Source organism: Pseudomonas putida (assembly GCF_028682635.1).
Classification (GTDB): Bacteria; Pseudomonadota; Gammaproteobacteria; order Pseudomonadales; family Pseudomonadaceae; genus Aquipseudomonas; species Aquipseudomonas putida_AE.
On record NZ_JANHLK010000008.1, the window covers coordinates 79509 to 98066 of the forward strand.

Sequence of the window (18558 nt, forward strand, 5' to 3'; positions counted from 1 at the left end):
AGGAGCACCCCCTTAATGAGCTTCGGCGCCGATGAAGAGATCCTTCAGGATTTCCTGGTTGAGGCCGGCGAGATTCTAGAGCAACTGTCCGAGCAACTGGTCGAGCTGGAAAGCCGTCCGGATGATGCGGACTTGCTCAATGCAATTTTTCGCGGTTTTCACACTGTAAAAGGGGGCGCCGGCTTCCTCCAGCTCAACGAGCTGGTGGAGTGCTGCCACATCGCCGAGAACGTGTTCGACATCCTGCGCAAGGGCGAACGCCGCGTCGACTCGGAATTGATGGACGTGGTCCTCGAAGCGCTGGACGCCGTGAACAGCATGTTCGGCGAAGTGCGCGAGCGGTGTCCGGTCACGGCTGCAACACCTGAACTGCTGGCGGCCCTGGCGCGCCTGGCCGAGCCGCAATCGGCTGACGAGGTGGCTGCTGTACCTGCAGCGGCAGTGGTCGAAGCACCTGAAGCCGATTCCGGCGATATCACCGATAACGAATTCGAGCAGTTGCTGGACTCGCTGAACGCCGTCAAGGCCCAGGCCGAGGCGCCAGCGGTTGCGCCAGCACCGGCCAGCGAAGTGCCTGCCAGCGACGAAATCACCGACGCCGAGTTCGAGTCGTTGCTCGATCAACTGCACGGCAAGGGCAAGTTCGCCGTCGATGCAGTGGCCCCGGCGCCCGTCGCGCCGCCAGAGCCGAAAGCCGCTGGCGATAGCTCGGACATCACCGACGAAGAATTCGAAGCCTTGCTCGACCAACTGCACGGCAAGGGCAACTTTGCGGTAGAGGCCCTGGAGTCGGCCATCGCATCGGTGCCTGCACCGGCAGCGCCCACCGCAGCGGCGGCCGGCAGCGACCTGATCAGCGATCATGAATTCGAAGCCCTGCTCGATGAACTGCACGGCAAAGGCAAGTTCAGCGAAGTGGGCACCGCGACAGCGGCGAACAGCTCGAGCGCCTCGGTAGCTGCTCCGGCCGCCAAGGTGGTTGCACCCAAGCCCGTGGCCAAGGCGCCCGAAGCGAAAGCCGAAGCGCCGGCACCCGTTGCCGTCGCTGCACCGGCTGCGGCCCGCGCCCCCGCCGCGCCGCCCGCGGAAAAACCGGCCAGCGAAGCCGAGACCACCGTACGGGTCGATACCGCGCGGCTGGACGAGATCATGAACATGGTCGGCGAGCTGGTGCTGGTGCGTAACCGCCTGGTGCGCCTGGGTGCCAACAGCGCCGACGAAGCCATGTCCAAGGCCGTGTCGAACCTCGACGTGGTCACGGCCGACCTGCAGACCGCGGTCATGAAGACGCGGATGCAACCGATCAAGAAAGTCTTCGGGCGCTTCCCGCGCCTGGTTCGCGACCTGGCGCGCCAGCTCAAGAAAGAGATCAACCTGGAGCTGGTCGGCGAAGACACCGACCTCGACAAGAACCTGGTCGAAGCCCTGGCCGACCCGCTGGTCCACCTGGTGCGCAACGCGGTCGATCACGGCATCGAATCGCCGGAAGAACGCGAAGCCTCGGGCAAGGCCCGTGGCGGCAAGGTGATCCTGGCGGCCGAGCAGGAAGGCGATCACATCCTGTTGTCGATCTCCGACGACGGCAAGGGCATGGACCCGAACGTCCTGCGTGCCATCGCCGTTAAACGCGGTGTGATGGACAAGGACGCGGCCGACCGCCTGAGCGATACCGAGTGCTACAACCTGATTTTCGCCCCGGGCTTCTCGACCAAGACCGAGATCTCCGACGTGTCGGGTCGCGGGGTGGGCATGGACGTGGTGAAAACCAAGATCTCCCAGCTCAACGGCTCGATCAACATCTACTCGGCCAAGGGCCAGGGCTCGAAGATCGTCATCAAGGTGCCGCTGACCCTGGCGATCATGCCGACCCTGATGGTCATGCTCGGCAACCAGGCGTTCGCCTTCCCGCTGGTGAACGTCAACGAGATCTTCCACCTCGACCTGTCGCGCACCAACGTGGTGGACGGCCAGGAAGTGGTGATCGTGCGCGACAAGGCACTGCCGTTGTTCTACCTCAAGCGCTGGCTGGTCAGCTCCGCCGCTCACGAAGAGCAGCGCGAAGGCCACGTGGTGATCCTTTCGGTGGGCACCCAGCGGATCGGCTTTGTCGTCGACCAGCTGGTGGGCCAGGAAGAAGTGGTCATCAAGCCATTGGGCAAAATGCTCCAGGGAACCCCGGGGATGTCGGGCGCCACCATTACCGGTGACGGCCGCATCGCGCTGATTCTCGATGTTCCGAGCATGCTCAAGCGTTACGCCACACGGCATATTTGATTCTGGCGCGGCGGTGCGACTGATGCCCCGCTGCGTCTAATGGAGTGTTTATGGCAGTCAAGGTCCTGGTGGTGGACGATTCGGGGTTTTTCCGCCGCCGCGTCTCGGAAATTCTTTCAGCGGATGTGAATATCCAGGTCGTCGGCACGGCGACCAACGGCAAAGAGGCGATCGATCAGGCGCTGGCCCTCAAGCCGGACGTGATCACCATGGACTACGAGATGCCGATGATGGATGGCATCACCGCGGTACGGCACATCATGCAGCGCTGCCCGACCCCGGTGCTGATGTTTTCCTCGCTGACCCATGAAGGCGCCCGGGTCACCCTGGACGCGCTGGATGCCGGCGCGGTGGACTTCCTGCCGAAGAACTTCGAAGACATCTCGCGCAACCCCGAGAAGGTCAAGCAACTGCTGTGCGAGAAGATTCTCAGCATCTCGCGCAGCAATCGTCGAGTCAGCAGTTACAGTGCGCCGGCACCGGTGGCCGCGCCGGCGCAGGCGCCAACGCCTGCGAGCACCATTGGTTATGGCAGCAGCGCGCCTGTGCGTCAGGCACCTGCTCCGATCCCGACTCGTGCACCTGCGCACCCCCCATCATCGCCGGCGCCCAAGCGCAAAGCCTACAAACTGGTCGCCATCGGTACGTCCACCGGCGGCCCGGTTGCCCTGCAGCGGGTATTGACCCAATTGCCAGCCAACTTTCCGGCCCCCATCGTCTTGGTCCAGCACATGCCGGCGGCCTTCACCAAGGCGTTCGCCGAACGCCTGGACAAGCTCTGCCGGATCCACGTCAAGGAAGCCGAGGATGGCGACATCCTGCGCCCGGGCCTGGCCTTGTTGGCGCCCGGTGGCAAGCAGATGATGGTCGACGGCCGGGGCGCGGTGAAAATCCTCCCGGGCGACGAGCGCTTGAACTACAAGCCGTGCGTGGACATCACCTTCGGTTCGGCGGCCAAGTCCTACGGCGACAAAGTTCTGGCGGTGGTACTGACCGGCATGGGCGCCGACGGCCGCGAAGGCGCGCGCCTGCTCAAGCAGAGCGGCAGTTCGATCTGGGCCCAGGATGAAGCCAGCTGCGTGATCTACGGCATGCCCATGGCCATCGTCAAGGCCGAACTGGCCGACGCGGTGTATGCACTGGATGACATCGGCCGGCACATCGTCGAGGCCTGTGTCTGATGGACGTTCTGAGTCTCATCGGCATCATCATGGCGTTCGTCGCCATCATTGGTGGCAACTACCTTGAAGGCGGCCATATCGGCGCGCTGGCCAACGGTCCGGCCGCGTTGATCGTGCTGGGCGGGACCATTGGCGCGGCGTTGCTGCAGTCGCCCATGAGCGCCTTCAAGCGGGCCATGCAGATCCTCGCGTGGATCCTGTTTCCGCCACGGGTCGACCTGGCCGGCGGCATCGATCGCGTCGTCAACTGGAGCCTGACCGCCCGCAAGGAAGGCCTGCTCGGGCTGGAAGGGGTGGCCGACGCCGAACCCGACAGTTACTCGCGCAAAGGCTTGCAATTGCTGGTCGATGGCGCCGAGCCGGAAGCGATCCGCAGCATTCTCGAGGTGGATTTCTACACCCAGGAAAGCCGCGACATCGAAGCCGCCAAGGTTTTCGAAAGCATGGGCGGTTATGCGCCGACCATCGGCATCATCGGTGCGGTGATGGGCCTGATTCATGTGATGGGCAACCTGGGGGATCCGTCCCAGTTGGGCAATGGCATCGCCGTGGCATTCGTCGCCACCATCTATGGCGTGGCCAGTGCCAACCTGGTGTTGCTGCCGATTGCCGCCAAGCTCAAGTCCATCGCGTTGCGCCAGTCGCGTTATCGCGAAATGTTGCTGGAAGGAATCCTGTCGATCGCCGAAGGTGAAAACCCACGCTCGATCGAGTTGAAGCTCCAGGGCTTCATGGATTGATGGGGGTAATGGACTATGGCTCGTCGTCGTCAACATGATGAACATGTAAACCATGAGCGTTGGCTCGTGTCCTACGCTGACTTCATCACCTTGCTGTTCGCCTTCTTCGTGGTGATGTACTCGATCTCCTCGATCAACGAAGGCAAGTACAAAGTCATTTCCGAGGCATTAATCGGCGTCTTCACCGACACCGATCGCGCGCTCAAGCCAATCCCCATTGGCGACGAGCGGCCAAAAACCGTGACCCCGGCCAAGCCGTTGGTCAAGGACAGTGACCAGGTCGATGCCGGTGTCTCCGGTGCCAGCGATCCGCTCAAAAGCATCGCCGACGACATCAGCGCGGCCTTCGGCGACCTGATCAGTTCCAAGCAGATGACCGTGCGCGGCAACGAGTTGTGGGTGGAGATCGAACTCAATTCCAGCCTGTTGTTCGGCAGCGGCGATGCCATGCCCAGCGACATTGCCTTCAACATCATCGACAAGGTCGCGGCGATCCTGAAACCGTTCGACAACCCGATCCACGTCGAGGGTTTCACCGACGACCAACCGATCCGCACCTCGCAGTACCCCACCAACTGGGAGCTGTCTTCGGCCCGCTCGGCCAGCATCGTTCGGATGCTGGCGATGCAGGGGGTCAATCCCGGTCGCCTGGCGTCGGTGGGGTATGGCGAGTTTCAGCCGGTGGCCAACAACGCCACGGCCGAGGGCCGGGCGCGCAACCGTCGCGTGGTGCTGGTGGTGTCGCGCAACCTGGACGTGCGCCGCAGCCTCACCGCGACCGGCGCGGCCAATGCACAACCGGATGCCGCCTTGAAGCGTGCTGGCACACAAACTGCACCGACCAAGGTCAAGTCGCCGGTAGGGGAGAACGCCGTCAATTCTCCGTCACCCGCATTAACACGTTGAGCTAATTCTCGGCCGAGCCGTTGGGCCGGGAGGAACAATCGAATGAGAGTCTGGGCAGTCGCCAATCAAAAGGGTGGTGTCGGTAAAACCACTTCCTCCATCGCTTTAGCCGGGTTGCTGGCCGAGGCGGGCAAGCGCGTGGTCGTGGTCGATCTCGACCCCCATGGCTCCATGACCAGCTATTTCGGTTACGACCCCGACAGCCTGGAACACAGCAACTACGACCTGTTCCTGCATAAAGGCAGCGTGCCCCAGGGCCTGCCGGGCCAGTTGTTGCTGCCCACCAGTCACGAATCCATTTCCCTGTTGCCCTCGAGCACCGCGTTGGCCACCCTCGAACGCCAGTCGCCGGGCCAGAGTGGCCTGGGCCTGGTGATCGCCAAGAGCCTGGCGCAGTTGTGGCAGGACTTCGATTACGCCGTGATCGACAGCCCGCCGTTGCTCGGGGTGCTGATGGTCAATGCGTTGGCAGCGAGCCAGCAACTGGTGATCCCGGTGCAGACCGAACACCTGGCGGTCAAAGGCCTGGAGCGCATGGTCAACACCCTGGCGATGATCAATCGTTCGCGCAAGCAGGCCTTGCCGTTCACCATCGTGCCCACCCTGTTCGACCGCCGCACCCAGGCGTCCCTCAGTACACTGCGGGTGGTGCGCGACAAGTTTCCGCAAGAGATCTGGCAAGGCTACATCCCGGTCGACACGCGCCTGCGCGATGCCAGCCGGGCGGGTCTGACGCCTTCCCAATTCGACGGCAAAAGCCGTGGCGTCGTCGCCTACCGCGCATTGCTCAAGCACCTGCTGGCGGCGCAACTCGTTGCGCAGGTGGCATAAGAATGAGCCCGATCCCTGTAGGAGCAAGCTTGCTCGCGACGGTCGTCAACGATAACGCTGGAAACCGGTCACACCGCGTCGCTCTCGCTCCTGTAGGAGCAAGCTTGCTCGCGATGGTCGTCAACGATAACGCTGGAAACCTGGCACCCCGCGTCGCTCTCGCTCCTGTAGGAGCAAGCTTGCTCGCGATGGTCGTCAACGATAACGCTGGAAACCTGGCACCCCGCGTCGCTCTCGCCCCTGTAGGAGCAAGCTTGCTCGCGACGGTCGTCAACGATAACGCTGGAAACCGGTCACCCCGCGTCGCTCTCGCTCCTGTAGGAGCAAGCTTGCTCGCGACGGTCGTCAACGATAACGCTGAAAACCGGTCACCCCGCGTCGCTCTCGCTCCTGTAGGAGCAAGCTTGCTCGCGATGGTCGTCAACGATAACGCTGGAAACCTGGCACCCCGCGTCGCTCTCGCCCCTGTAGGAGCAAGCTTGCTCGCGACGGTCGTCAACGATAACGCTGAAAACCGGTCACCCCGCGTCGCTCTTGCTCCTGTAGGAGCAAGCTTGCTCGCGACGGTCGTCAACGATAACGCTGAAAACCGGTCACCCCGCGTCGCTCTCGCTCCTGTAGGAGCAAGCTTGCTCGCGACGGTCGTCAACGATAACGCTCGAAACCTGGCACCCCGCGTCGCTCTTGCTCCTGTAGGAGCAAGCTTGCTCGCGATGGTCGTCAACGATAACGCTCGAAACCGGTCACCCCGCGGCATTCTCGCTCCTGTAGGAGCAAGCTTGCTCGCGATGGTCGTCAACGATAACGCTCGAAACCTGGCACCCCGCATCGCTCTCGCTCCTGTAGGAGCAAGCTTGCCCGCGATGGTCGTCAACGATAACGCTCGAAACCTGGCACCCCGCGTCGCTCTCGCTCCTGTAGGAACAAGCTTGCTCGCGATGGTCGTCAACGATAACGCTCGAAACCTGGCACCCCGCGTCGCTCTCGGGTTCTTCGCGAGCAAGCTCGCTCCTACAATGAGGGTGTGTCAGTGAATCGGCCGGTAAAGATCACCTCACGTCCACAACTGGCACTGCAGTCGTATCTGGACAGCCTGCTGCAAGACATCACCGAGGAACTCTCGGCGGACACCGACGCACCGTCCGAAGTGATCGAAGCCGAGTCTGCGCTCGACGAATTCCAGGCCGCAGTGCTCGAAGAGCAGGCCCGGGATGCACAGAAGGGCGCCGCCCCGGACGTTGCACCTGTGGTAGCTGTGGCGAAGCCCGCTGTGGCCGTGATCGAAGCGTCGCCACCGGTCCTGACGCCGGTATCGACCATCGCGCCCTTGCTGCAAGCCCTGGTACCGCCGACCGTTGAAGTGCAGCAAATCCTGGTGCCCCCGGTCGTCGAAGTGCATCTGCCACCTGCCAGCACGCCGCCACCGGTAGAAACTGACGGTCGTCCGGCCTGGGCGGCCGAACCCTTCGAATGCCTGTTGTTCGATGTCGCCGGGCTGACCCTGGCGGTGCCGCTGGTGTGCCTGGGTTCGATCTATCCACTGGCCGGTCATGAGCTGACGTCGTTGTTCGGACAGCCGGACTGGTTCCTCGGCATCCTGCCGAGCCAGGCAGGCAACCTCAAGGTCCTGGACACGGCCCGTTGGGTCATGCCCGATCGCTACCGCGAGGACTTCAAGCAGGGCTTGCAATACGTGATCTCCGTCCAGGGCTACGAGTGGGGGCTGGCGGTGCATCAGGTCAGTCGCTCGTTGCGCCTGGACCCGAATGAAATCAAATGGCGCAGCCACCGTGGCCAACGGCCATGGCTGGCGGGCACGGTGATAGAGCACATGTGTGCCTTGCTTGATGTATCCGAACTGGCCGAGTTGATCGCCAGCGGTGGGGCCAGGCACATGGGCGGCAGCAAGCCGACCCACAAAACTACATAACAGAACAACACCGCCAGGGCGGTTTCTTGAGGGGATCAGGGTATGAATGACAAGGCAACGGCGGCAAAGGGTTCCGAAGATCCGATCCTGCAATGGGTTACCTTCAAGCTGGATAATGAAACCTACGGCATCAACGTGATGCGCGTCCAGGAAGTCCTGCGCTACACCGAAATAGCCCCCGTACCGGGCGCCCCGAGCTACGTGCTGGGCATCATCAACCTGCGCGGCAACGTGGTCACCGTGATCGACACCCGCCAGCGCTTCGGCCTGATGAACGCCGAAATCAGCGACAACACCCGCATCGTCATCATCGAAGCCGACAAGCAAGTGGTCGGGATCATGGTCGACAGCGTGGCCGAAGTGGTTTACCTGCGTCAGTCGGAAATCGAGACGGCACCGAACGTCGGTAACGAAGAGTCCGCCAAGTTCATTCAAGGCGTGTGCAACAAGAACAACGAACTGCTGATCCTGGTCGAACTGGACAAGATGATGAGCGAAGAAGAATGGTCGGATCTGGAGAATATCTGATTGATCCTCGAGGTAGCGGTCATTGTCCTGTTCCTGTTATGGGCAGGCACGCTGGCAATGTTTCTGTCTTACGTGCGCGGTCAGAAGCTGATCGCGGCACAACAGGCCCAGGGCGATGCGCAGCGTGACCAGCGCATCAAGGACCTGGGCCGGCGCGTCGATAATTACCAGAACGGCAACGTGAGCATGGGCGAAGACCTGCATGAACTTCGCGCGCTCGTCGCGCCCTTGCCGGACAGACTGGCCCGCCTGGAACAGCGCGATCCGGCGAGCCTGTCGTTTGAACAGGCGGCGAAACTGGTCGGGATGGGCGCCAGCGTCGACGAACTGACCCAGTCCTGCGGCCTGACCAAGGCCGAGGCGGAGTTGATGAGCAAGTTGCACAAGAGCAGCTAGCAGCTTCTAGCGGCAAGCCTCAAGCAAAAGATCGCAGCCTTCGGCAGCTCCTACAGGGGCTTACATTCACCTGTAGGAGCTGCCGAAGGCGGCGATCTTTTCGTTTTTATCGGGAGTTTAGGTAAACGCATCCCCCTGTAGGAGCTGGCTTGCCAGCGAAGACAATCTAAAGATCACCGTAATATATGATTTTTTGAAAGGCCAAAATACTTCAATAGCTATGTCAGCTTGTTAGTTCGGGCTTAAAACAGCGCTCTTGAAACGTGAATCCTGGTACTTTTAACAGTTGTGTCGTTGTGTCGAAAACTCTAATTTGAATTCGATCCTGCTTGGCAGGCGTGATCACTAATGTGTGAAATTTCGATTTCAAGGAGTTGTCGCATGGAACAGCAGCAAAATCGTCATATCGGAATCATTGCGTCTTTTGAATTGGAGCATCCAGGTTGGCCAGTCATAACGCCAACGGCGAAAGGAACGGTCCGATCCGCACTTGATAATAATCTATACGACCTTCGCGGAAGTGACTTCAAGGGCATGGAACATCTGTTACCCCTTGTAGGTATGCGTATTTCTTTTGTTCTAGTCAGGTGGAATGACGGTAAAGTAACCGCGGGTGATATTCGACTGGAAGACCGTGGGAACGATGCCTGATTCAGGTATTACCATAAATCGTTGTGCCGGCTGCTCTCCAAGTGAGGGCAGTCAGCATTTCAATAATCATCTCCCCGCTCAGATATATCGCATTCCACTCTCACTGCATCCAGATCCTGCCCCTCCGGAAACTTCCCCTTCAAATTCCACGCAAACGCAATAATCTCGGCAATCGTCAGATAAAGCTCCTGCGGAATACTGTCCCCCAACTCCATCCGCGCCAGCAGGCTCACCAGTTCGGAGTTCTCATAGATCGGCACTTCGCAGTCGCGGGCGATGCGCAGGATTTCTTCGGCCAGTTCTTCGTCGCCCTTGGCGGTGAGGGTAGGGGCGTGGGTGCCGTCGTATTTGAGGGCGATGGCCTGGCGTGGGGCGTTGGGGTTTTTCATGCGTTTTCGTCGACCCAGCGTTGTTCGAGGCGGGTTTGTGGACCTTGGGGCGGTTTGCCGAGGTGGCAGTCGAGATCGCCGACGTTCAGGCCTGCCGCCAGCATGCGTTGGCGCAGGGCCGCCAGGTTGCTTTCGATCAGGCTGGCGGTGTAGGCGCGTTCGGCCCACAGCTGGCTGCTGAGGCTGCCCTGGATCAGCTGTGCCTGTACCTGCAACGGGCCGAGCGGCTCCATGTCGAACGCCAGTTCGATGCGCCAGAGTTGTTGTTTGGGCGCGCGTTCTTCGGGGCGTTCCTTGGGTTGTTCTCTTTCGTGGGCCTCCTCGCGTTGGAACTTGACCTGCAACGGCACGATGTCCTGCAGGTTGCGCATCGGGATCTCCAGCTGCCAGGTACTCATCAGCCGTCCGTCCGGGGTGACGCCGGTCTGCTCCAGGCTGGACAGCTGGTGACTTTGCAGGCGGGAAACCGCTGCGGCGGCCAGGCGCAGCAGGTGTTCCAGATCGTCTTCGCCTTCGGCGCCTTGCAATAGCCGTTCAGGCAGCGGAAACCCGCTCGGCGACGGCTTTGCGTTGACTTGGCCGAGCATGCCCAAGGCATTGCGTACAAAACTCGGCATGGCCTGGGCCAGGGTGTTGCCGGCGATGATCGCGCTGAGGTGGGTGCCGGCTGGAAGCGCGGAGGACAATTGGCCGATCAGTTTGAGCAGGTCGCCCTTCATGTCCGGCGCCAGGTTCTGCCCGCCCAGCAGTTTTGCTTCGAGGAATGCGCCGCTGCTGGCCAGCGCCTGGGCCAGGCCTTTGGCGCTGCTCAATTGCTGGAGGTCCGGCAGGCCCGCAAGCAATCGGTCCACGGCCGCGCGCAGGTCGCCGGAGGTCTGGTCCGAAGCCGGCAGGTTTTGCAGCAGTTTGAGCAAGCCGTCCAGCGAGCCCTGGCGGCTTTGCTGGCTGAGCAGTTGCTGGGTCACGGCCAATTGTTCCTGGCGGCTGCTCAAGGGCACGAACTTCAATGTCTGGGCGTCTTGCACCTGGGCGCTGAGCAAGGTACCGATGCGCAACGGCTGCGCGCTGTCGATGCTCAGCGTGCTGCCGCTCAGCGCGGTGTTGAGCAGACTGACCATCGAGCGAAACACCGCGGGTTGCCCCGGCACTTGTGGCAGCACCTGAGAAGTCAGCACCTTACCCTGCACCAAGGTGCCGACCGGCATTTGCGCCGTGTCGAGGCGGGTGAGGGTGGCGACGCTGGCGGCGAGAGCTTGCTGTACGGTGACCGCCAGGTTGCCCGCCGAAGGTTGGGTGACTGCGACGCTGGTGCCTTGGGCCAAGGGTTGGTTGCTGAGGGCCTGGAGCGTGGTCTGCCGGCCGCTTTCGAGGGTGAGCTTGAGCAGCAATTGAAACGCCTGGTCCGCCTGCTTGAGCGACAGCACTTCGGCCTTGGCGGTCTGGCCGGCGCTGATCAGGCCCTCCATCGGCGTCAACAGCTTGAGCAGTTCGCCGTTGACCGCCTGCGGGCGTGCGGTCGCCGGGGCGGCCTGCGGTAGCGGGAGGATGTTCATTTCGCCTGTCATACGCGGTCACAACCTTGGGAAATTGCACGCTTGAGAGTAGGAAATGGCATGTATAATGCCGCTCCGTTGTATACAGATTGCGCTAAATTTCGCAGTTAATTGACGCAGCTCTCTCGTTCGGGGCGCCAATACCTTTATTCTGCATCTCTTTAACGGCTGCGCCAGCGCCGACTTGAACCGTATAAGGCCCGTGAACCCTTGACCAGTCCAGTCCTGCAAACCGTTGCCCTTGCCTGTGAGCGAGACCTTCGGCTGCTCTTCGAAAATCTCGATTTGAGAATGGCCAGTGGCGAAATGGTACAGATCAGTGGCCCCAATGGCAGTGGCAAGACCAGCCTGTTGCGCCTGTTGTCCGGCCTGATGCACCCGACTGCCGGTCAAGTGCTGCTCAACGGTCAACCGCTGAGCGAGCAACGCACCGAGCTTGCGCGCAATCTGTTGTGGATCGGTCATGCCGCCGGCATCAAGGACTTGCTGACCCCGCACGAGAACCTGAGCTGGCTTTGCGCCCTGCATCAACCGGCGCCCCATGAGGCGATCTGGCAGGCCTTGGCGGCTGTCGGACTGCGGGGTTTCGAGGACGTGCCTTGCCACACCCTGTCCGCCGGTCAACAGCGCCGAGTGGCCCTGGCGCGGCTCTATCTGGACAGCCCGCCGCTGTGGATCCTCGATGAGCCGTTCACCGCCCTCGACAAGCAAGGCGTGGCGCAACTCGAAGAACACCTGGCTGCGCACTGCGAGCGCGGCGGCATGGTGGTGCTGACCACTCACCACACGCTGAGCCGGATGCCGGCGAGCTATCGCGATATTGATCTGGGGAACTGGGCCGTATGAGTGTTTTCGGCCTGTTGGTCGCCCGGGAGGCCCGTCTGCTGTTCCGCCGTCCCGCCGAACTGGCCAATCCGCTGGTGTTCTTTGCCATCGTCGTTTCGCTGTTCCCGCTGGCGGTCGGACCCGAGTCTCAATTGTTGCAAACCTTGTCGCCGGGACTCGTCTGGGTGGCGGCCCTTTTATCGGTCCTGCTCTCGCTGGACGGGCTCTTCCGCAGTGATTTCGAAGACGGATCGCTTGAACAGTGGGTCCTTTCGCCGCACCCCCTGGCTCTTCTGGTTTTGGCCAAGGTACTGGCACACTGGGCGTTTTCCGGCCTGGCACTGGTTTTGCTCGCGCCCTTGCTGGCGTTGATGCTCGGTTTGCCTGCCGCCTGTCTGCCGGTGTTGCTGCTTTCCTTATTGCTGGGTACACCGGTGCTGAGCCTGCTCGGTGCGGTGGGCGCGGCCTTGACGGTCGGTTTGAAGCGCGGTGGCCTGTTGTTGGCGTTGCTGATCCTGCCGTTGTACATCCCGGTGTTGATCCTTGGCAGTGGCGCCTTGCAGGCGGCCTTGCAGGGCATGCCGGCGACCGGTTATCTCTTGTGGCTTGGTAGCCTGACCGCCCTGGCGATAACCCTGACACCTTTTGCAATAGCTGCTGGCCTGAAGATCAGCGTCGGCGAATAATAATGAGGCCTGATCATTTTTTGATCACTTCTTTTGAAGAAAGGCAGGCCCTGGCTCTTCACAGTAAAGAGCAACCGTGACGGAAACAAAGTATGAACTGGACGTGGTTTCACAAGCTCGGCTCGCCCAAATGGTTTTACGGCATCAGCGGCAAAATGCTGCCATGGCTGAGCGTCGCGGCGTTGCTGCTGATCGGCATTGGCGTGGTCTGGGGCCTGGCCTTCGCGCCGCCGGACTACCAGCAGGGCAACAGCTTTCGCATCATCTATATCCACGTCCCGGCCGCCATGTTGGCCCAGTCCATCTACGTGATGCTGGCGGTGTGCGGCATCGTCGGGCTGGTGTGGAAAATGAAACTGGCCGACGTCGCCCTGCAAAGCGCAGCGCCCATCGGAGCCTGGATGACCGCCGTGGCGCTGGTCACCGGGGCGATCTGGGGCAAGCCGACCTGGGGCTCGTGGTGGGTCTGGGATGCACGCCTTACGTCCATGCTGATCCTGCTTTTCCTGTACTTCGGTCTTATTGCGCTGGGCAACGCCATCAGCAATCGTGACAGCGCGGCCAAGGCTTGCGCGGTGCTGGCGATTGTCGGCGTGATCAATATCCCGATCATCAAGTACTCGGTGGAGTGGTGGAACACCCTGCACCAGGGCGCAACCTTTACCCTCACGGAAAAACCGGCGATGCCCGCCGAGATGTGGCTGCCCTTGCTGCTGACGGCGCTGGGTTTCTACTGTTTCTTCGGTGCGGTGTTACTGCTGCGCATGCGCCTTGAAGTGCTCAAGCGCGAAGCCCGGGCCAGCTGGGTCAAGGCCGAAGTGGAAAACAGCCTGGAGGTCGCTCGATGAGTTTTGCTTCATTCGGCGATTTCCTCGCCATGGGCCATCACGGCCTGTATGTATGGTCGGCCTACGGCATCTGCCTGGCGGTGCTGGCCCTCAACGTGGCGGCGCCGATCCTGGCCCGCAAGCGGTATCTGCAACAAGAGGCGCGTCGTCTGCGCCGGGAGAACGGCAAGTGAATCCGCTGCGTAAAAAGCGTCTCATCATTATTCTGGCGATCCTGGTCGGGGTCGGCGCCGCGGTGGGCCTGGCCCTGAGCGCCCTGCAGCAGAACATCAACCTGTTTTATACACCGACCCAGATCGCCAATGGCGAAGCCCCGAAGGACACGCGCATCCGTGCGGGCGGCATGGTCGAAGCGGGTTCCCTGCAGCGCTCCGGGGACTCGCTGGACGTGAAGTTCGTCGTCACCGACTTCAACAAATCCGTGACCATCGCTTATCGCGGTATCCTCCCTGACCTGTTCCGCGAAGGGCAGGGCATCGTCGCCCTGGGCAAGCTCAATGCCGACGGCGTGGTGGTGGCCGATGAAGTGCTGGCCAAGCACGATGAAAAGTACATGCCGCCGGAAGTGACCAAGGCGTTGAAAGACAGTGGTCAATCCGCTCCAACGCCCGCTAAGGAGGGTTGATCCATGACTTCCGGCATCTTTATTCCTGAGTTGGGCCACCTGGCCATGATTCTGGCGCTGTGTTTCGCCCTGGTCCAGGCCGTGGTGCCATTGGTCGGTGCCTGGCGCGGTGATCGCCTGTGGATGAGCCTGGCCCAACCAGCCGCATGGGGCCAGTTCGCGTTCCTGCTGTTCGCCTTCGGTTGCCTGACCTACGCGTTCATGGCCGACGATTTCTCCGTCGCCTATGTCGCCAGCAACTCCAACAGCGCCTTGCCCTGGTACTACAAGTTCAGCGCCGTGTGGGGCGCGCACGAAGGTTCGTTACTGCTCTGGGCGTTGATCCTCGGCGCCTGGACGTTTGCCGTGTCGGTGTTCTCCCGGCAGCTGCCGCAGGTGATGCTGGCGCGGGTGCTGGCGGTGATGGGCATGATCAGCACGGGTTTCCTGTTGTTCCTGATCCTCACTTCGAACCCGTTCAAGCGCATCCTGCCGCAAATCCCCAGCGATGGCGCCGACCTCAATCCGTTGCTGCAGGATATCGGCCTGATCGTCCACCCACCGATGCTGTACATGGGTTACGTCGGTTTCTCGGTGGCGTTCGCCTTCGCCATCGCCGCGTTGATGGGCGGTCGTCTGGATGCCGCGTGGGCGCGTTGGTCGCGTCCATGGACCATCGTCGCCTGGGCCTTCCTCGGCATCGGCATCACCCTGGGCTCGTGGTGGGCCTACTACGAACTCGGCTGGGGCGGCTGGTGGTTCTGGGACCCGGTGGAAAACGCCTCGTTCATGCCATGGCTGGTGGGCACCGCGCTGATTCACTCGTTGGCGGTCACGGAAAAACGTGGCGTGTTCAAGAGCTGGACCGTGTTGCTGGCCATTGCCGCCTTTTCGTTGAGCCTGCTGGGCACCTTCCTCGTGCGTTCCGGCGTGCTGACCTCGGTGCATGCCTTTGCCTCGGACCCCGAGCGCGGCGTGTTCATCCTGATCTTCCTGCTGTTCGTGGTCGGCGGTTCGCTGACGCTGTTCGCCTTGCGTGCACCGGTGGTCAAGAGCCAGGTCGGCTTCAACCTCTGGTCCCGGGAAACCCTGTTGCTGGGCAACAACCTGGTGCTGGTGGTGGCGGCTTCGATGATACTGCTGGGCACCTTGTATCCGTTGATCCTGGATGCCATGACCGGTGCCAAGCTGTCGGTCGGCCCGCCGTACTTCAACGCGCTGTTCATTCCGTTGATGGCCTTGTTGATGCTGGTGATGGCGGTCGGCGTGATCGTGCGCTGGAAAGACACCCCGGTGAAATGGCTGCTGGGCATGCTCACCCCGGTACTGCTCGGCAGCGCCGCGCTGGCGGTGGTGGCGGGCGTCGCCTACGGCGATTTCAACTGGGCGGTGCTGGCGACCTTCATGCTCGCGGCCTGGGTGTTGCTGGCCGGAGCGCGTGACATTGTCGACAAGACTCGCCACAAAGGCCTGATCAAAGGCCTGCCGACCCTGACCCGCAGCTACTGGGGCATGCAGGTTGCCCACCTGGGCATCGCCGTCTGCGCCCTCGGCGTGGTGCTATCGAGCCAGAACAGTGCCGAGCGCGACCTGCGCCTGGCACCGGGGGAATCCATGGCCCTGGGCGGTTACCAGTTCGTGTTCGAAGGCGCCAAACATTTCGAAGGCCCGAACTTCACCTCCGACAAGGGCACCGTACGGGTGATCAGGGACGGCAAGGAAGTCAGCGTGCTTCACCCGGAAAAACGCCTCTACACGGTACAGAACTCGGTGATGACTGAAGCCGGGATCGACGCCGGTTTCACCCGTGACCTCTACGTCGCCCTGGGCGAGCCCCTGGGGGATGGCGCCTGGGCGGTGCGCGTACACGTCAAGCCGTTCGTGCGCTGGATCTGGTTCGGTGGCTTGCTCACCGGGCTGGGCGGGTTGCTGGCAGCGATGGACCGGCGTTATCGGGTCAAGGTGAAAGCCCGTGTGCGTGAAGCGCTGGGCATGACGGGAGCTACTGCATGAGACGTTGGTTGATGCTGTTACCACTGGCGATTTTTCTGGTGGTGGCGGTTTTCCTGTATCGCGGTCTGTACCTCGACCCGGCCGAGTTGCCCTCGGCGATGATCGGCAAACCGTTCCCGGAGTTTTCCCTGCCAGCGGTGCAGGGCGACAAGACCCTGACCCGCGCCGACATCCTCGGCAAGCCGGCACTGGTCAACGTCTGGGGCACCTGGTGCATTTCCTGCCGGGTCGAGCACCCGGTGTTGAACAAACTGGCCGAGAAGGGCGTGGTGATCTACGGCATCAACTACAAGGACGTCAACGCCGATGCCTTGAAGTGGCTGACGGAGTTCCACAACCCGTATCAACTGGACATCCGCGACGATGCCGGCACCCTGGGCCTGAACCTCGGCGTGTACGGCGCCCCGGAAACCTTCTTCATCGACGCCAAGGGCATCATCCGCGACAAGTTCGTCGGCGTGATCGACGAGCAGGTCTGGCGCGAAAAACTGGCGGCCAAGTATCAGGCGCTGGTTGATGAGGCCAAGCCATGAAACGCTTTTTAGCCGCCGTGGTATTGGGTTTGAGCCTGGCCGGCGTAGCCCACGCCGCCATCGACACCTACGAGTTCGCCAAGGAAGGTGATCGCGAGCGTTTTCGCGAATTGACCAAGGAGCTGCGTTGCCCCAAGTGCCAGAACCAGGACATCGCCGACTCCAATGCGCCGATCGCCGCCGACCTGCGCAAGGAGATTTTCCGCATGTTGGGCGAGGGCAAGGACAACCAGCAGATCATCGACTTCATGGTCGATCGCTACGGTGATTTCGTCCGCTACAAACCGGCCCTGAACGCCAAGACCGCGCTGCTCTGGTTCGGTCCCGCCGGCCTGTTGCTGGGTGGTTTCGTGGTCATCGCGGTGATCGTCCGCCGTCGTCGCGCGCAACGCGCCGAGACGCCGGGCTCGCTTTCTGCCGAGGAGCGCGAGCGCCTCGACCAACTGTTGGATAAAAACCAAGAATGATTGATTTCTGGCTCGCTGCAGGTCTGCTCCTTCTGGTGGCCCTGAGTTTTCTGCTGATCCCCGTTCTGCGTAGTCGTCGCGCCCAGCTCGAAGAGGATCGTACTGCCCTGAACGTGGCGCTGTATCAGGAGCGCGTGGCTGAGCTGCAGGTTCAGCAGGCGGAGGGCGTTCTCGATGCCGCGCAAATGGACGCAGGCCGCGCCGAAGCCGCCCGTGAATTGCTCGCCGACACCGAGGGCGTTGCCGCGCCGCGGGTATCGCGCCTGGGCAAACCGGCGCCGTTGCTGGCAGCGATTCTGGTCCCGGTGCTGGGCCTGGGCCTGTACCTGCATTTCGGTGCCAGCGACAAGGTCGAGCTGACCCGGGAATTCTCCCAGGCGCCGCAGTCGATGGAAGAGATGACCCAACGTCTGGAGCGCGCAGTCGCGGCGCAGCCGGATTCCGCCGAAGCCCTGTACTTCCTCGGTCGCACCTACATGACCCAGGATCGTCCGGGTGACGCGGCGAAGGTCTTCGAGCGCACCGTCAATCTCGCCGGGCGTCAGCCTGAACTGCTTGGGCAATGGGCGCAGGCCCAGTACTTCGCCGATGGCAAAAAGTGGTCGGACAAGGTCCAGGCCCTGACCGACGAAGCGCTGAAAGCCGATCCGAAGGAAGTCACCAGCCTTGGCCTGCTGGGCATCGCCGCCTTCGAAGGCCAGCGTTACCAGGAAGCGATCGATTACTGGAATCGCCTGCTGGAGCAACTGCCGCCGGAGGATCAATCCCGTGTCGCGCTGCAGGGTGGTATTGCCCGCGCCAGCGAGAAACTGGTGGCCAGCGGTGGCAAAGTGGCCGAGGCGCCAACGGCCAAGCCGGCAGCGCTGCTCAAGGTCCGGGTGGACCTGGCGCCCGACTTGAAAACCAAGGTGCAGCCGGGCGACAGCGTGTTCATCTTCGCCCGCGCCACCTCGGGCCCACCGGCGCCGTTGGCGGCCAAGCGCCTGACCGTGGCTGACCTGCCGGCCACCGTGGAACTGGGCGATGGCGATGCAATGATGCCGCAGTTGAAACTGTCGAACTTCCCTGAAGTCCAACTGGTTGCGCGCATCTCCCGTGCCGGCCAACCGACGGCAGGCGAGTGGATCGGTCGCAGCCAGCCCCTGGCCAGCAGCACCACCGCGCCGCAACAACTGACCATCGACAGCCCGGATAAATAAGCCC

Annotated in this window: 20 protein-coding genes; 18 read left to right on the forward strand and 2 right to left on the reverse strand. The window is 62.0% G+C overall.

The genetic code is table 11. The features are described 5' to 3' along the window. Nucleotides 1–15 precede the first annotated feature (15 nt). From NPS56_RS12410 to NPS56_RS12450, 9 genes are all read left to right on the forward strand, one after another. Entirely contained in the window at nucleotides 16–2274 is a 2259-nt protein-coding gene (locus tag NPS56_RS12410; protein WP_274074862.1) for a chemotaxis protein CheA, read from the forward strand. A 50-nt stretch (nucleotides 2275–2324) separates the two neighbouring features. Continuing rightward, a complete protein-coding gene (locus NPS56_RS12415) occupies nucleotides 2325–3455 on the forward strand; it encodes a protein-glutamate methylesterase/protein-glutamine glutaminase (protein WP_274074863.1) in 1131 nt (376 codons plus the stop codon). Next, nucleotides 3455–4195, forward strand: a complete 741-nt coding sequence (locus tag NPS56_RS12420; RefSeq protein ID WP_248677034.1) for a flagellar motor protein — start codon at nucleotides 3455–3457, stop codon at nucleotides 4193–4195. The genes NPS56_RS12415 and NPS56_RS12420 overlap by 1 nt, the downstream gene beginning before the upstream one ends. A gap of 15 nt (nucleotides 4196–4210) precedes the next feature. Further along, nucleotides 4211–5101 (forward strand): flagellar motor protein MotD, encoded by an 891-nt coding sequence (gene motD / locus NPS56_RS12425; RefSeq protein ID WP_274074864.1) that lies wholly within the window; start codon nucleotides 4211–4213, stop codon nucleotides 5099–5101. Between the two features lie 42 nt (nucleotides 5102–5143). Next, nucleotides 5144–5932: a ParA family protein gene (locus NPS56_RS12430; RefSeq protein WP_274074865.1), complete on the forward strand. Its 789-nt coding sequence runs from the start codon at nucleotides 5144–5146 to the stop codon at nucleotides 5930–5932. A 1030-nt stretch (nucleotides 5933–6962) separates the two neighbouring features. Next, nucleotides 6963–7862, forward strand: coding sequence for a CheW domain-containing protein (locus tag NPS56_RS12435; RefSeq protein ID WP_274074866.1), 900 nt, complete (start codon nucleotides 6963–6965; stop codon nucleotides 7860–7862). A 42-nt stretch (nucleotides 7863–7904) separates the two neighbouring features. Then, nucleotides 7905–8390 carry a chemotaxis protein CheW gene (locus NPS56_RS12440; RefSeq protein ID WP_007946765.1) on the forward strand — a complete coding sequence of 162 codons (486 nt, stop codon included), beginning with the start codon at nucleotides 7905–7907 and terminating at the stop codon, nucleotides 8388–8390. Then, nucleotides 8391–8786, forward strand: a complete 396-nt coding sequence (locus tag NPS56_RS12445; RefSeq protein WP_274074867.1) for a DUF2802 domain-containing protein — start codon at nucleotides 8391–8393, stop codon at nucleotides 8784–8786. A 381-nt stretch (nucleotides 8787–9167) separates the two neighbouring features. Then, entirely contained in the window at nucleotides 9168–9437 is a 270-nt protein-coding gene (locus NPS56_RS12450; protein WP_274074868.1) for a hypothetical protein, read from the forward strand. Between the two features lie 59 nt (nucleotides 9438–9496). Here NPS56_RS12450 and NPS56_RS12455 read toward each other — a convergent pair whose 3' ends face one another. Together NPS56_RS12455 and NPS56_RS12460 are read right to left on the reverse strand one after the other, a co-directional pair. Then, the gene (locus NPS56_RS12455; protein ID WP_274074869.1) at nucleotides 9497–9826 is read right to left on the reverse strand and encodes an EscU/YscU/HrcU family type III secretion system export apparatus switch protein; all 330 of its coding nucleotides are present in this window, start codon (nucleotides 9824–9826) and stop codon (nucleotides 9497–9499) included. Continuing rightward, the gene (locus tag NPS56_RS12460; RefSeq protein WP_274074870.1) at nucleotides 9823–11391 is read right to left on the reverse strand and encodes a flagellar hook-length control protein FliK; all 1569 of its coding nucleotides are present in this window, start codon (nucleotides 11389–11391) and stop codon (nucleotides 9823–9825) included. Before NPS56_RS12460 ends, NPS56_RS12455 begins: the two co-directional genes overlap by 4 nt. 198 nt (nucleotides 11392–11589) lie before the next feature. Between NPS56_RS12460 and ccmA the strand changes: the two genes are divergently transcribed. The 9 genes from ccmA (at nucleotide 11590) to ccmI (ending at nucleotide 18554) form a co-directional block, all read left to right on the forward strand. Further along, entirely contained in the window at nucleotides 11590–12225 is a 636-nt protein-coding gene (gene ccmA / locus NPS56_RS12465; RefSeq protein ID WP_274074871.1) for a cytochrome c biogenesis heme-transporting ATPase CcmA, read from the forward strand. Next, on the forward strand, nucleotides 12222–12890 hold the full coding sequence (gene ccmB / locus NPS56_RS12470) for a heme exporter protein CcmB (protein WP_007980754.1): 669 nt from the start codon (nucleotides 12222–12224) through the stop codon (nucleotides 12888–12890). Before ccmA ends, ccmB begins: the two co-directional genes overlap by 4 nt. A gap of 92 nt (nucleotides 12891–12982) precedes the next feature. Then, on the forward strand, nucleotides 12983–13738 hold the full coding sequence (locus tag NPS56_RS12475) for a heme ABC transporter permease (protein ID WP_274074872.1): 756 nt from the start codon (nucleotides 12983–12985) through the stop codon (nucleotides 13736–13738). Continuing rightward, nucleotides 13735–13911 (forward strand): heme exporter protein CcmD, encoded by a 177-nt coding sequence (gene ccmD / locus NPS56_RS12480; protein WP_008055370.1) that lies wholly within the window; start codon nucleotides 13735–13737, stop codon nucleotides 13909–13911. Before NPS56_RS12475 ends, ccmD begins: the two co-directional genes overlap by 4 nt. Next, nucleotides 13908–14363 carry a cytochrome c maturation protein CcmE gene (gene ccmE / locus NPS56_RS12485; RefSeq protein ID WP_274074873.1) on the forward strand — a complete coding sequence of 152 codons (456 nt, stop codon included), beginning with the start codon at nucleotides 13908–13910 and terminating at the stop codon, nucleotides 14361–14363. Before ccmD ends, ccmE begins: the two co-directional genes overlap by 4 nt. A gap of 3 nt (nucleotides 14364–14366) precedes the next feature. Continuing rightward, a complete protein-coding gene (locus NPS56_RS12490) occupies nucleotides 14367–16355 on the forward strand; it encodes a heme lyase CcmF/NrfE family subunit (protein ID WP_274074874.1) in 1989 nt (662 codons plus the stop codon). Then, a complete protein-coding gene (locus NPS56_RS12495; protein WP_274074875.1) occupies nucleotides 16352–16888 on the forward strand; it encodes a DsbE family thiol:disulfide interchange protein in 537 nt (178 codons plus the stop codon). The genes NPS56_RS12490 and NPS56_RS12495 overlap by 4 nt, the downstream gene beginning before the upstream one ends. After that, nucleotides 16885–17355 carry a cytochrome c-type biogenesis protein gene (locus tag NPS56_RS12500; RefSeq protein WP_274074876.1) on the forward strand — a complete coding sequence of 157 codons (471 nt, stop codon included), beginning with the start codon at nucleotides 16885–16887 and terminating at the stop codon, nucleotides 17353–17355. The genes NPS56_RS12495 and NPS56_RS12500 overlap by 4 nt, the downstream gene beginning before the upstream one ends. Continuing rightward, nucleotides 17352–18554: a c-type cytochrome biogenesis protein CcmI gene (gene ccmI / locus NPS56_RS12505; RefSeq protein WP_274074877.1), complete on the forward strand. Its 1203-nt coding sequence runs from the start codon at nucleotides 17352–17354 to the stop codon at nucleotides 18552–18554. Before NPS56_RS12500 ends, ccmI begins: the two co-directional genes overlap by 4 nt. Nucleotides 18555–18558: the final 4 nt, after the last annotated feature.